We start from the raw sequence: 12533 nt of genomic DNA on the forward strand, positions 1-12533 counted from the left end.
GCCACCCGCCATGCAGCACTTCAGCCTTCGCCAATTCCTCCGCCACGGGCTGGTGATCGCCGCGTTCTGCGCCGCCATCGCCGACATCCAGCTCGCCTATGGCCGCGGGCCGTGGGACGTGCAGCTCGTGTATTCGCTGGCCATCGGCATGCCCAGCTGGCTGCTGATCGACCTCGGCCGCGTGTGGCTTTCGCGCCATAGCCCCATCCCCTGGCCGCTGGGCTGGCGCGGCTGGGCGCTGGTCGCGGCGGGCGGCTCCATCGGCTTTCAGTTCGGCTCGGCCGTGGGCGACGCCTACCGCCACCTCATGCACGCGGACCTGGCGGTGGCGTCGGCCGGCGGCCCCAGTTCGGCCATGGTGACCACGGTGCTGGCGTGCCTGGCGCTGTCGTTCTTCTTCTATGCCCAGGGCAAGTCGCGCTTTCTGGAAGGCAAGATCGCCGAAGTCGAACGCGACGCCGCCGAGGCGCGCCTCAAGCTGCTGGAGACGCAGCTGGAGCCGCACATGATGTTCAACACCCTGGCCAACCTGCGCGTGCTGATCGCCACCGACCCGCCCCGTGCCCAGGCCATGCTGGACCACCTGATCGACTACCTGCGCGCCACGCTCGGCGCCTCGCGCGCCACGCTGCACCCGCTGGCCGACGAGTTCGCCCGGCTGCGCGACTACCTGGAGCTGATGTCGGTGCGCATGGGCCCGCGCCTGGCCTACACGCTGGACCTGCCCGAGGCGCTGGCCCGCGTGCCCGTGCCGCCCCTGCTGCTGCAGCCGCTGGTGGAAAACGCCATCCGCCACGGCCTGGAGCCGAAGGTGGAAGGCGGCAGCATCCACATCACGGCACGGCCGTTGCCTGACGGCCTGCTGGAACTGCAGGTGCAGGACACCGGCATGGGGCTGGCTGAAAGCGCGGTGGCGCTGCCAGGGACACCCGGCCCGGCGCGCCAGAGCTTCGGGCTGCAGCAGGTGCGCGAGCGGCTGCACACGCTGTACGGCCTCCAAGGCACTATAAAATTAATAGCACACCGCCCTAGTGGAATATGCGCCAGAGCCGTTTTTCCCTTGAACCCTCCGCTGCCATGAACCTGACGCCCCCACGTGCACCCCGCGCCCTGATCGCCGAGGACGAGCCCCTGCTCGCCGCCGCCCTGCGCCACGAGCTGGCCCAGGCCTGGCCGGAGCTGGCGATCGCCGCCACCGTGGGCGACGGGCTGGCGGCCGTGCAGCAGGCGCTGGACCTGCGGCCCGACGTGCTGCTGTTCGACATCCGCATGCCGGGCCAGAGCGGGCTGGAGGCGGCCGCCGAACTGGCCGACGCCTGGCCGGCCGCCACGCCATTCCCCGCGCTGGTGTTCGTGACCGCGTACGACCAGTACGCCGTGCAGGCCTTCGAGTCCCAGGCCGTGGACTACCTGCTCAAGCCCGTGCAGCCCGAGCGGCTGCGCAAGGCCGTGCACAAGCTGCAGGCGGCCCTTGCGCGGCAGGCCGCGCCGACCGCGCTCGATTTCGAGGCCACGCTGGCCCAGTTGCGGGCGCTGGTGTCGCTGCCCGGGGCGGCCACGGCGAGCGCGGCGCCGCAGACCGCGCCGCTCAGCGTCATCCAGGCCAGCAGCGGCGCGCAGATCCACCTGGTGCCGGTGGCGGACGTGGTGGTTTTCGAGGCGGCCGACAAATACGTGCGCGTGCTGACCGCCACGCAGGAGTATTTGATCCGCACGCCGCTCAAGGAACTGGCGGCCCAGCTCGACGAGCAGATTTTTTGGCAGGTGCACCGCGGCACCCTGGTGCGCGCCAGCGCCATCGCCGCGGCCGTGCGCGACGAATCGGGCCGGCTGCACCTGCGCCTGCGCGAGCGGCCCGAAACCCTGGCGGTGAGCCGGCTCTACGCCCACCGCTTCAAGGCGATGTAGCAAGCGAAAAGCGCAGGAACCATTGGGGCCGGCAGCAGGCGCCGCCGGCCTGCCGGAATCGGAAGGTCAGCCCTTTTCAGCTGTTTTCAGCGGTTGGCCGCCAGCAGCAGCCCGCCGGCGCCCATGAAAAATCCGCCCGTGGCCTTGTTCAGCCGCACCACGCCGCGCTGCGAGCGGATCACCCGGCGGATCTGCCGCCCACCCGTGGCGTACACCGCGGTGGAGACGAACTCGGCCAGCAGATACACCGACCCCAGCACCAGGAACTGGTGCGCCGCGGGCTGGGCCGGGTCGATGAACTGGGGAAACACCGCCGCGAACAGGATGATCGCCTTCGGGTTGGTGATGCCCAGCAGGAACTCCTGCAGGATCAGCGAGCGGATCGGCACCGGCGCGGCCGAGGGCGTAGCCTCGCTGCCCTCCACCAGCTCCAGCCCGCCGAACTCCCGGCTGCGCCACGCCTTCCAGCCCAGCCAGAACAGGTAGCACGCCCCCACCCATTTCACGACCGTGAAGGCGGCCTCCGAGGCCAGCAGCATGGCGCCCAGGCCCACGGCGGACACGGCCAGAAAGATGGCGAACGCCGCCGCACGCCCGATGGTGGCCACCATCGCCGTGCCCACGCCGGCCCGGATGCCGTTGTTCAGGCCGCAAAAATTGTTGGGGCCGGGCGTGAGCGCGATCGCCACGGCCACGGGTGCGAAAAGAAGGGCGTCCATACCAGGCTCGTGAATGGCAACGGAAGGGAAGGAAACAGACAGGAAAAATTGCGCAGAAGGATCGCAGTGTAGGCCGGGAAGGCCCCGCCCGCGACCCCGCGCGACGAAGGGCCGTGCGCGGCGTTGCCGGGCCCCCTCAGGGCAGATCGATGACCGCATTCCACGGCACGCCCGCGAGCGCATCGTAGTGCGCCACCAGCACGATGCCCGGCCCGCCCCGCACCGCCCGCTGCGCCAGCACCTGCTGCAGGTACTGCACCGAAGGGCGGTCCAGGCCGGCCACCGGCTCGTCCACCAGCACCAGCGGCGCCCCGCAAGCGAAAGCGGCCGCCAGCAGCGCCTTGCGCCGCGTGCCGGTGGACAGCTGCTCCATGGCCTTGGGCAAATGGCTCTCCAACCCGAACCCCGCCACGTGCGCCTGCAGAGCCGACGCATCCCACGCCGCATGGCGGCGGGCCAGCGCCGCGAACCACGCCGCCGGGCTGATGCCGTCGAGTGCACTCGCCCGTGGGTCGGCCCAGAACACCGCGCCGGCATCGTTGGCCGCCAGATCCCCGCACGGCCGACCGTTCAGCAGCACCTGCCCACCCTGGGGCTGCAGCTCGCCCGCCAGCAGGCGCAGCAGCGTCGTCTTGCCCGTGCCTTCTTCGCCCCGCACCAGCGCCGCGCCCGACGCGGCGCAGGCCGTGAAGCCGTCGAACACCGCGGCACCTTGCGCATGGGCAAAGCGCAGATCGCTGCATTGCAAGGTGGCACAGGGCGTCGTCGGAGAGGACATGGAGGAATCCAGGCAATCGAGGGGTTTCGGGACATGCGCAGATGCACGGCGCCGCACATTCTGTGGCAAAGCAAGGCCCCACCTGCCTGAAAATGTGCCCTGCCGCGTCGCGACCCGCGACCCCTCCAACCCACGGGACCCCCATGACCCTGCGCTACCTTGAATTCGACTACAGCGAGGACGACGAAGGCACCGGCACCTGGGATGCCATGGCCAGCGTGACCGAAGAGCACCTGCCGGCCCTGCATGCGGAGATCGCGCAGGTGCTGGGCTGGGCCCACGCCACCTTCCCCCACCAGAACGGAGCCATCGAGGACGGCGCCGCCTGGGACTGCGACCTGCAGGCCGTGCGAGAGGTCTCCACCGTGCAGTCCCTGGTTTTCGACGAGGCCACCCGGCGCCTCGTGTCCACCGCCGGCACGCCCGCGGCACCGCGGCACACGGTGACGCTGTCCATCAGCGGCAACGCGGCGTTCTGCGAGGAATTCCGGCCGCGCTTCGGCGGCGAGTGACACCCGCCGTCACCTCCATCGGGCAGGCCGCTATCATCCGGCCGCCTGCGAAGACGGGCACTAAAAAGGGAGGAAACTCGTCGGCGTGGCAAGCAAAAGGCCCACGACGATTCGCCATGTCTCAACATCACGACTCGAATTTCAATGGCATGGAAACAATGGCTCCACAACGAGCCCGCAGAACCCGTGGTCGATGGGCGGATTCAATATGGACCGGGGAAGGGAATGATCAAACAGGTCTTCGAAGGCCTCGATGCTTCGCAAAAGAGGGTCCGCAAAATCGCGACCATCGATCCGATCAGGAAGAAGATCGTCTTGATCCAACCCGGAGAGAAAGTGCTGTACCAGTCCGGACTCCGGGAAAAAGGAGTGGCGGGTTATGTGTATGTATTTGCCCATGCCACATCAAAAAGCATCCAGGGAATGATCCATGGCATCGAAGTGGCTGACACCATCCGGCGCAGCGGCCTTTGGCATGGGGAACCGGTTTTGATCGACGCCTGCAATGCGGGAGCCACGTCCGATGGCATCGCAAGTGAATTGGCCCAGGTCTTGCGAACGCATGTCACGGCGCCCACCACAACCACCTGGAATTACCCGCTGGGTGGTTCTGCGGTGGGGCAAGGGGCCTTCGAGAAACTCCCGGGCATATTGGCAGCGCTCCCCATGCCCGACCTGTTGCGTCCAGGCCGGTGGCGAACCTGGGGACCCGACGGACAACCCATTGCGACGACCCCGACCTCTCCGCGCGACACCGGCGATCTGCTGAAAGGCGCGTTGATGCAGGAAATCGGGAAGCGCCGATGATTCGCCGGTGGAAAAAATGGGGGGCAGGCACCCGAATCACTCTGGTCCTTTCCTTGCTGGTCGGCGCCTGGATCGCGTGGTGGTGGATCGACAGCGCCGTCACCTGCGACCAGCAGGACGAATACTCTTACCACGGCTTTTGCCTGATGGAGTTGCAACGCCGCGCCGAAAGCGGCGACAACCCGGCGCAGTGGGCTTATGGCAATTACCTGGCAGGCATTGCGCCTTTCGACCAAGCCTACGAGTGGCATCTGAAAGCCATGCACGGCGCGAGCATCGGCCTGGACCTGCGGCGCAGCATGGACGCCTACTGCGACAAGGTTCCCGGCTTCGAGGCGCACACGGTGGAGTCCATCATGCAGCGCGTGGTCCGCACCAGTCCCGATGCCCATTTGCGGCTGTTCCAGTTGTATCTTTCCCCGCCGCCCTGCAGCGCGTTCAGCCTGGATAAGGCCAGCGCGCAGATCCCCTTGCTCACCCAGTGCGCCCACCTCACCCTGGCCGAGTACTTCCGGGCCGTGGAGCGGGAGCGCTACACCCTCTCGCCGGCAACGCGGGCGGCCATTCAGGGCAACCTGGATCGCTGCGAAAGAGAACTCGCACACCCGCCCACCGATGCGCCCACGGTTCGCGAGTTCATGCCATTGCAGCAAAAGGACATCGAGGATTTGCGCCACAGCCTCGAAAAAACAGGGCCGTGACGCAGACATGATTCGCCAGCGGAAAAAATGGGGCGCGGGCACCCGAAGCGCTCTGGTCCTGGCCCTGCTGCTCGGCACCTGGATTGCCTGGTGGTGGATCGACAGCGCCGTCACCTGCGACCAGCAGGACGAATACTCGTATCACGGCTTTTGCCTGATGGAATTGCAGCGCCGCGCCGAAAGCGGCGACAACCCGGCGCAGTGGGCCTACGGTAATTACCTGTCAGGCATTCGACCCTTCGAGCAGGCCCATGAATGGCATTTGAAAGCGATGCATGGCGCGCGAACGGGCCTCGACCTCAGGGACAGCATGGACGCCTACTGCGACAAGGTTCCCGGCTTCGAGGCGCGCACGGTGGAGTCCGTCATGCAGCGCGTGGTCCGCACCAGTCCCGATGCCCATTTGCGGCTGTTCCAGTTGTATCTTTCCCCGCCGCCGTGCAGCGCGTTCAGCCTGGATAAGGCCAGCGCGCAGATCCCCTTACTCACCCAATGCGCCCACCTCACCCTGGCCGAGTACTTCCGGGCCGTGGAGCGGGAGCGCTACACCCTCTCGCCGGCAACGCGGACGGCCATCCGGGGCCACCTGGATCGCTGCGAAAACGAACTCGCCCACCCCCCACCAGACGCACCCACGGTGCGTGAGTTCATGCCATTGCAGCCAAGGGACATCGAGGCCCTGCGGCGCAGTCTCGAAAAAACAGCACCGTGACCCGGACCTGGGGCTGGAGGCCCGGTCACCCCGTGACGGCCAGCACCACGGCCGACTCGTCCACCGCCATCGATACGCGGCCCCGCGCCCGAAGGCCGCTCGATGGCGGGGCAAAGCCCACCATGTGCACCCCGGCGTTCAGCGTGGCCGAGACCTCGTCGCCCGCCGGCCCGCGCGACACGCGCGATGCGCGGGCCGGCCAGGCGTTGCTTGCAAGCGCTTGCGGCCATCCGGCGTGCACCCGCACGGCCGCGGCCTTGCACAGCGCAAGCACCGGCAGGCCGGCTCGCAGCGCCAGCAGCTCGGCACTCTCGCGCGTGATGCGCGCGCACAGCGCGAGGTCGGGCGCTGACTCGCCCTGCAGGTGCACGCGCACCAAGGGCCCCAGGGGCTCCAGCGACTGCACGGTACAGGGCCACTGGTTGCGCAGGCTGGTGCGCAGCGCCAGCCGGGCCAGTGCCGGCGCACCGGCCGGGCCGGGAGCCAGCCGCGCGAGCACCTCGCGGCGCGCCTCCTCCAGCGCATCGGCCGCATTCAGCAGTTCGAGCCCCGCCGGGGTCAGTTGCGCGCCGCCACCGCCCGTGCCGCCCACGGCGCGCGCCACCAGGGGCACGCCCGCCAGGTTGGTGAGCGCATCCACCGCCTGCCAGGCCGCCTTGTAGCTCACGCCCACGGCCCGCGCGGCCTGCGAGATCGAGCCGCCCACGCCGATCTGGCGCAGGATGTCGATGCGCCGGTCCGCCATGCCCTGGCCCAGCGCATCGGAGAGGGAAAGCCGCTTTGTCATGCGCGCATCATGCCGCGCCGGCGACGGTGCCAACGCAGGGCCACCGATGCGCTGCCGAAGGGCCCGTCGCTATACTCGACCGCTATTCACCAAAGGAATAGCGCCATGCGATCTGCCACCCCGATCTTCCGACTGCTGGCCGCGGCCGGCATGGCCCTGGCAGGCTTGGCCACCGCCCACGCGGGAGAGGTGCCCGTGGCCGTGGCGGCCAATTTCACGGCGCCGATGCAGAAGATCGCCGCGGCGTTCGAGCAGGCCACCGGCCACAAGGCGGTGCTGTCGTTCGGGGCCACCGGCAAGTTCTATGCGCAGATCAAGAACGGCGCGCCGTTCCAGGTGCTGCTGTCCGCCGACGACGCCACCCCCGCGCGGCTGGAGCAGGAAGGCCAGGGCGTGCAGGGGTCGCGCTTCACCTATGCCGTGGGGCGGCTGGTGCTGTGGAGCCCGCGCGCGGGCTACGTGGATGACCAGGGCCAGGTGCTCAAGACGGGCGATTTCACCTACCTGGCCGTCGCCAACCCCAAGCTCGCGCCCTATGGCCTGGCGGCCGTGCAGGCGCTGGACAAGCTGGGCCTGGGCGAGCGCCTGCAGCCGCGCTTCGTGACGGGCGAGAACATCGCGCAGACCTACCAGTTCGTGGCCACGGGCAATGCGCAACTGGGCTTCGTGGCGCTGTCGCAGGTCATGGAGGGCGGCAAGATCGCCAAGGGCTCGGCATGGCAGGTGCCGGAGACGCTGCACGACCCGATCCGCCAGGATGCCGTCCTGCTGGCCGCCGGCAAGGACCAGCCCGCCGCCATCGCCCTGATGAAATTTCTGCGCAGCGACGCGGCGCGCGAGGTGATCCGGGCCTACGGCTACGGGCTCTGACCGACGGCCCCTGCAAAAAAAACCGATCACGCCCACAGCCCGATGCCTTTCACCGCGCAGGACCTGGCCGCCATCGGCCTCACGCTGCGGCTGGCCGCGCTCACCACGCTCACGCTCTTGGTGCTGTGCACGCCGCTGGCCTGGTGGCTGGCGCACACGCCGTCGCGCTGGCGCGGACCGGTCTCGGCGGTGGTGGCGCTGCCGCTGGTGCTGCCGCCCACGGTGATCGGTTTCTACCTGCTGCTCACCCTGGGGCCCAACGGCCCGGTGGGCCGCGCGATGCAGTCGATGGGGCTGGCCACCCTGCCCTTCACCTTTGCCGGCCTGCTGGTGGGATCGGTCGTGTATTCGCTGCCGTTCGCGGTGCAGCCGCTGCAGCGGGCGTTCGAGGCGGTGGGCGAGCGGCCGATGGAGGCCGCCGCCACGCTGGGCGCCGGCCCGTGGGACCGCTTTTTCACCGTGGCCGTGCCGCTGGCGCGGTCGGGCTTTCTCACGGCGGGGGTGTTGAGCTTTGCGCACACGGTGGGAGAGTTCGGCGTGGTGCTCATGCTGGGCGGCAACATTCCCGGCGTGACGCGCGTGGTGTCGGTGCAGATCTACGACCACGTGGAGGCCATGGAATACCTGCAGGCCCACTGGCTGGCGGGAAGCATGGTGGTGTTCTCGTTCGTGGTGCTGCTGGTGCTGCACTGGCTGCAGCCCCCACGGCCCGGCAGGGGCACGGCATGACGGCCAGCACGGGACTGGGGCCCTCCACGGGCGAAGGGACCATCGAGGCCCGCCTGCGGCTGCAGCGCCCGGGCGGCTTCGCGCTGGACGTGGACCTGTCCCTTCCCGGCCGCGGCGTCACGGCGCTCTACGGCCCCTCGGGTTGCGGCAAGACGACCTGCCTGCGGGCCCTGGCGGGCCTGGAGCGCGCCGAAGGCCGCGTGGCCGTGCACGGGCAGGTATGGCAGGACGACGCGCAACGCCTGTGGCACCCCACCCATCAGCGGGCGCTGGGCTATGTGTTCCAGGAATCGAGCCTGTTCGCGCACCTGGACGTGCGCCGCAACCTCGAATACGGCCTGCGGCGCACGCCCCCTGCGCGCAGGCGGGTGTCGCTGGAGCAGGCCGTCGAACTGCTCGGGCTGCAACCCCTGCTGGCCCGCCAGCCGGGCACCCTGTCGGGCGGCGAACGCCAGCGGGTGGCGATGGCCCGGGCTCTGGCCGCCAGCCCCCGCGTGCTGCTGATGGACGAGCCCCTGGCCGCGCTGGACGCCCAGCGCAAGGCCGAAGTGCTGCCCTACCTGGAACGCCTGCAGCGCGAACTGGACATTCCCGTGCTGTACGTGAGCCATGCGCAGGATGAAGTGGCCCGGCTGGCGCACCACCTGGTGCTGCTCCATGGCGGCCGCGTGGTGGCGAGCGGCCCCGCGCAGGCGCTCATGGCGCGGCTGGACCTGCCGCTGGCCCAGGGCGACACGGCGGCGACCGTGGCCGAGGGCTGGGTCGACGGTTACGACGCGGCGGACCTCCTCATGGGCGTGCGCCTTCCCGGAGGCGGCGTGCTGCTGGTGGCAACGGCCCATCCGCATCCACCGGGCACGCCCGTGCGCTTTCGGGTGCAGGCGCGCGATGTGACGGTGGCGCTGGAAGCGCCGCTGCACAGCAGCGTGCTGAACGTGCTGCCGGCGCGGGTGGTGGCGCTGCGCGAGGACGGGCCGGGGCTCTCCATGGTGGCGCTCGATGCGCAGGGCACGCCCCTGCTCGCCCGCGTCACCCAGCGCTCGGCGCGCATCCTGGGGCTGGCGCCGGGCCTGCCCGTGTTCGCGCAGATCAAGGGCGTGGCGCTGCTGGGCTGAGGGGGATCAGGATCAAAACGGCTTCCAGCGCAATATTCACTAGGGCATATTGCTATCAATAAAGTAGCACGACTTTTCCAGCCCCCCCTCAGTTGCCGATCAGCCCCTGGCTGCGCGCCTCCAGAATCGCCTCGGACTTGGACTTGACCTTGAGCTTGCCGTAGATGCGGCGCACATAGGTGCGCACCGTGTGGCCCGACACGTTCACCAGTTGCGCGATCTCGTCGGCGGTGAAGCCTTTGGTGATGAGCCGAAGCACCTCCAGTTCGCGCGTGGACAGCACGGCGTCGTCTTCCGATGCGGGTGACGCAGCCGACGGCGCGGCGGCGGCCACCGCTGGCGGTGCAGCGCTCGCGGTGGCCGGCGGGGCCCGAAAGCGCGTGAGGATCTGGCGCGCGATCAACGGGCTGATGGGACTGCCGCCCTGCTGCAGCACGCGGATTTCGTGCAGCAGGTCGTTGGGGGCGCTGTCCTTGAGCAGATAGCCCGAGGCGCCCGCCTCGATGGACTGCAGCACGTGCGCCTCGTCGCCGAACGTGGTGCAGACCATGATGGCGCAGTCCGGCCACAGGGCATGGGCTGCGCGGATGACGTCGATGCCCGTGCCGTCGGGCAGCCCCAGGTCCACCAGAAGCACGTCGGCACGGCCCGTGGCCAGCATGCGCAGCCCCTGGGCCCGGTTGGCGGCCAGGTGCGCCAGCTCGATATCGTCGGACGCACCGATGGCCACCGTCAGCGCGTTTTGAAACAGCACATCGTCCTCCACCAGGGCAACGCGGATGCGGGAAGGAGCGCCGGGGGAAACGGGTTCGGACATGGGCAGCGCAAGGGCCTCGGAGGGGATGGGGGAAGAAACGGCGGGCGGCACGAGCGGCACGGCGGCCTTCATCATGAGGGCGTGAACAACGCTCTTCTGCGCTGCGGCAGCAAAAGCGTCACGCTGGACCCATTGTGAGACGATTCCAGTTGCACCTGGGCTCCGATGGCCTGGGCGCGCCGGCGCTGGTTGTCCAGGCCGCGGCTGCCGCGCCCGGGCGCCTGGTCCACCTCGAAGCCCTTGCCGTTGTCGGCCACCACGACGCTCACCACGCCCGCACTGGCGCTGGTGGACACGCGGATCTGCGTCGCATGCGCATGCTTGAGGATGTTCGTGAGCGCCTCTTGCAGGATGCGCAGGATGTGCAGCGAATTGCGCGGGTCCAGCCAGGGCAAGGCCGGCACTTCGTGGATGTCCCAGACCAGTTCGATGCCGCTGTCCTGCAGCCGCTTGCCCAGCCGAAAGCGCAGCGTCGCCAGCAGCAGCAGCAGCAAATCGGCCTCGATGGGCTCCATGGAATCGATGGCCAGCTTGAGGTCGTCGATGCAGCCTTTGAGCACGTCGGCCACGTCGGCGTGACGGATCTGGCCGTCCTCCACCACCCTCAGCGCGCTGATCAGTGACGAGCCCAGGCCGTCGTGCATGTCCTGCATCAGCCGCTGGCGCTCCTGGCTCAGCGTCTGGCGGTGTTCGATCTCGCGCAGCCGGGCATGGCTTTCGGTGAGCTGCGCCTCCTGTGCCTGCAAGCGCAGCGCCAGGCTGGCGTTGGCCAGCTGCACCTCCTCCAGCGCCGCGTTGTACTGGCGCAATAGCGCGCCCATGAAGATCACGAAAATACCGCAGCTGGTGTAGGCGCCCAGGTACACGCTCTCCACGCTGACGTGATTGTTCTGCAGCAGCCAGTCGTGCGTGCCCATGCCCATGCTGAGCAGCCCCCAAAGCGACAGGCGGGTGGCGTCCTTCTGGCCGACGCGGCGGGCATCGATCCAGCCGAAACAGAAAACAGCCACGCCCATGGCCAGCAGGAACATATAAGCCGTCGGCGCCAGCGCCGAGGCGCCGGGCAGCACGCGGCCCGCTTCGGGCAGGGTGATGGCCGTGACCACGCCCGACATGCCCAGCACCATGCCGTCCAGCCAGGGCCTGGAGCGCCGGTGCAGTCGCGCCAGAAAGAAGTGCCCCACGGCAATCAGCCAGAAAAGGGAGCTGACCGTGAGCCAGCCGAACCAGGCATCGGACACCGGCAGCTTGAACTGGCCCATGTGGTAGTGCAGGTTGCGCAGGAACGCCACCACCGACATCAGGAAGAACAGCAAGTGCATGCGGGCCGCGCCCTGGCCCTGCAGCACCTGCCGAGCCCAGACGAAGAAGGCGAACACGCCCACCGCCAGAAAGGCGGCGCTGTTCATCAGCGGCACCTGGGTCTGCAGCGTGTCGCGGACCTGGTAGCGCCAGCCGATGTCGGCTTGCGAGCCCACCCACGCGGTGGACAGTGCGCCGCCCACGCCTCGCAGATGCACGATGCGCAGCACCACCGTTTGCGGCGCGCCTTGCTGCGCGGCAGCGCCCAGCGGAATCCACAGCGGCTGATTGAAACCGTTCCACAGACGGTTGGCATCGGCGCGGTAAGTCAGGCGGCCATCCACGTACACCGCGAGCTGGCCGTCCATCTTCCAGCGTGGCAGGTACAGGTTGCGGGCCAGCTCGCCGTCCTGCGATGGCGCGCCAGGCAGTTCCAGCCGGTACCAGCTCACCCGCGTGCTGGGCCGGGCCGGGTCGTCCGCGCCGGGAAAGAGCTCGGGCGACTGGGCGTGCGGCAGTTCCACCTCCCGCCATGGACCGCGCAGGTCCCCGCTGGACAACGAGGCCGGCGGCGGCGCAAACCCCTGCGCATCCACCTGCATCCACGCTGCCCGCGTCAGGTGCACGGGCTGCGCCGACCCGGCCTGGGGCCAGCCCAGGGCGAGCACGAGCAGGAGCCACAGAGGCAGCGACCGGCCCCGCAGGCCCCGCCCGGCGCATGAGCCCGCGAAGGACCGGCACGGCCAGCGCGCGCGCAGAAACAAGGGGAACAAGAA

General features: G+C 69.2%; 14 protein-coding genes. 9 read left to right on the forward strand and 5 right to left on the reverse strand.

What is annotated here, in order from left to right; translation table 11 throughout:
- The first annotated feature begins 10 nt into the window (after window positions 1-10).
- Together M5C98_RS16305 and M5C98_RS16310 are read left to right on the forward strand one after the other, a co-directional pair.
- A complete protein-coding gene (locus tag M5C98_RS16305) occupies window positions 11-1081 on the forward strand; it encodes a sensor histidine kinase (RefSeq protein ID WP_272548492.1) in 1071 nt (356 codons plus the stop codon).
- Window positions 1078-1908, forward strand: a complete 831-nt coding sequence (locus tag M5C98_RS16310; protein WP_272548493.1) for a LytR/AlgR family response regulator transcription factor — start codon at window positions 1078-1080, stop codon at window positions 1906-1908. The genes M5C98_RS16305 and M5C98_RS16310 overlap by 4 nt, the downstream gene beginning before the upstream one ends.
- 86 nt (window positions 1909-1994) lie before the next feature.
- On the opposite strand, the gene M5C98_RS16315 is transcribed toward M5C98_RS16310, so the two are convergent.
- Both M5C98_RS16315 and M5C98_RS16320 read right to left on the reverse strand, forming a co-directional pair.
- Window positions 1995-2627 carry a LysE family translocator gene (locus M5C98_RS16315; RefSeq protein ID WP_272548494.1) on the reverse strand — a complete coding sequence of 211 codons (633 nt, stop codon included), beginning with the start codon at window positions 2625-2627 and terminating at the stop codon, window positions 1995-1997.
- Window positions 2628-2763: 136 nt separating this feature from the next.
- On the reverse strand, window positions 2764-3405 hold the full coding sequence (locus M5C98_RS16320; RefSeq protein ID WP_272548496.1) for an ABC transporter ATP-binding protein: 642 nt from the start codon (window positions 3403-3405) through the stop codon (window positions 2764-2766).
- Window positions 3406-3548: 143 nt separating this feature from the next.
- Between M5C98_RS16320 and M5C98_RS16325 the strand changes: the two genes are divergently transcribed.
- From M5C98_RS16325 to M5C98_RS16340, 4 genes are all read left to right on the forward strand, one after another.
- On the forward strand, window positions 3549-3917 hold the full coding sequence (locus tag M5C98_RS16325) for a hypothetical protein (protein ID WP_272548497.1): 369 nt from the start codon (window positions 3549-3551) through the stop codon (window positions 3915-3917).
- 144 nt (window positions 3918-4061) lie between these two features.
- Entirely contained in the window at window positions 4062-4724 is a 663-nt protein-coding gene (locus tag M5C98_RS16330; RefSeq protein WP_272548498.1) for a hypothetical protein, read from the forward strand.
- Window positions 4725-4777: 53 nt separating this feature from the next.
- On the forward strand, window positions 4778-5425 hold the full coding sequence (locus tag M5C98_RS16335) for a hypothetical protein (protein ID WP_272548499.1): 648 nt from the start codon (window positions 4778-4780) through the stop codon (window positions 5423-5425).
- 7 nt (window positions 5426-5432) lie between these two features.
- Entirely contained in the window at window positions 5433-6137 is a 705-nt protein-coding gene (locus M5C98_RS16340) for a hypothetical protein (RefSeq protein ID WP_272548500.1), read from the forward strand.
- Window positions 6138-6162: 25 nt separating this feature from the next.
- Here the strand turns inward: M5C98_RS16340 and M5C98_RS16345 are convergent, their stop codons facing one another.
- Window positions 6163-6924 (reverse strand): TOBE domain-containing protein, encoded by a 762-nt coding sequence (locus M5C98_RS16345; RefSeq protein ID WP_272548501.1) that lies wholly within the window; start codon window positions 6922-6924, stop codon window positions 6163-6165.
- A 105-nt stretch (window positions 6925-7029) separates the two neighbouring features.
- Here M5C98_RS16345 and modA point away from each other — a divergent pair, with 105 nt between their 5' ends.
- The 3 genes from modA to modC are packed head-to-tail and all read left to right on the forward strand — an operon-like array spanning window position 7030 to window position 9638.
- Complete coding sequence (gene modA, locus M5C98_RS16350; RefSeq protein ID WP_272548502.1) at window positions 7030-7794, forward strand: molybdate ABC transporter substrate-binding protein; 765 nt, start codon at window positions 7030-7032, stop codon at window positions 7792-7794.
- A gap of 42 nt (window positions 7795-7836) precedes the next feature.
- Window positions 7837-8523, forward strand: coding sequence for a molybdate ABC transporter permease subunit (gene modB / locus M5C98_RS16355; protein WP_272548503.1), 687 nt, complete (start codon window positions 7837-7839; stop codon window positions 8521-8523).
- Entirely contained in the window at window positions 8520-9638 is a 1119-nt protein-coding gene (modC, locus tag M5C98_RS16360; RefSeq protein ID WP_272548504.1) for a molybdenum ABC transporter ATP-binding protein, read from the forward strand. Before modB ends, modC begins: the two co-directional genes overlap by 4 nt.
- 88 nt (window positions 9639-9726) lie before the next feature.
- On the opposite strand, the gene M5C98_RS16365 is transcribed toward modC, so the two are convergent.
- Window positions 9727-10455, reverse strand: coding sequence for a response regulator transcription factor (locus M5C98_RS16365; RefSeq protein WP_272553307.1), 729 nt, complete (start codon window positions 10453-10455; stop codon window positions 9727-9729).
- A 71-nt stretch (window positions 10456-10526) separates the two neighbouring features.
- Window positions 10527-12530 carry a sensor histidine kinase gene (locus M5C98_RS16370; protein ID WP_272548505.1) on the reverse strand — a complete coding sequence of 668 codons (2004 nt, stop codon included), beginning with the start codon at window positions 12528-12530 and terminating at the stop codon, window positions 10527-10529.
- Window positions 12531-12533: the final 3 nt, after the last annotated feature.

This window comes from Acidovorax sp. NCPPB 3576 (genome assembly GCF_028473605.1).
Lineage (GTDB): Bacteria > Pseudomonadota > Gammaproteobacteria > Burkholderiales > Burkholderiaceae_C > Paracidovorax.

What these genes read in the sequence shown, in the direction of transcription:
- M5C98_RS16305 (WP_272548492.1), top strand. Translation starts at nt 11, where the DNA reads ATGCAGCACTTCAGCCTTCGCCAATTCCTCCGCCACGGGCTGGTGATC.
- M5C98_RS16310 (WP_272548493.1), top strand. Translation starts at nt 1,078, where the DNA reads ATGAACCTGACGCCCCCACGTGCACCCCGCGCCCTGATCGCCGAGGAC.
- M5C98_RS16315 (WP_272548494.1), bottom strand. Translation starts at nt 2,627, where the DNA reads ATGGACGCCCTTCTTTTCGCACCCGTGGCCGTGGCGATCGCGCTCACG.
- M5C98_RS16320 (WP_272548496.1), bottom strand. Translation starts at nt 3,405, where the DNA reads ATGTCCTCTCCGACGACGCCCTGTGCCACCTTGCAATGCAGCGATCTG.
- M5C98_RS16325 (WP_272548497.1), top strand. Translation starts at nt 3,549, where the DNA reads ATGACCCTGCGCTACCTTGAATTCGACTACAGCGAGGACGACGAAGGC.
- M5C98_RS16330 (WP_272548498.1), top strand. Translation starts at nt 4,062, where the DNA reads ATGGCATGGAAACAATGGCTCCACAACGAGCCCGCAGAACCCGTGGTC.
- M5C98_RS16340 (WP_272548500.1), top strand. Translation starts at nt 5,433, where the DNA reads ATGATTCGCCAGCGGAAAAAATGGGGCGCGGGCACCCGAAGCGCTCTG.
- M5C98_RS16345 (WP_272548501.1), bottom strand. Translation starts at nt 6,924, where the DNA reads ATGACAAAGCGGCTTTCCCTCTCCGATGCGCTGGGCCAGGGCATGGCG.
- modA (WP_272548502.1), top strand. Translation starts at nt 7,030, where the DNA reads ATGCGATCTGCCACCCCGATCTTCCGACTGCTGGCCGCGGCCGGCATG.
- modB (WP_272548503.1), top strand. Translation starts at nt 7,837, where the DNA reads ATGCCTTTCACCGCGCAGGACCTGGCCGCCATCGGCCTCACGCTGCGG.
- modC (WP_272548504.1), top strand. Translation starts at nt 8,520, where the DNA reads ATGACGGCCAGCACGGGACTGGGGCCCTCCACGGGCGAAGGGACCATC.
- M5C98_RS16365 (WP_272553307.1), bottom strand. Translation starts at nt 10,455, where the DNA reads ATGTCCGAACCCGTTTCCCCCGGCGCTCCTTCCCGCATCCGCGTTGCC.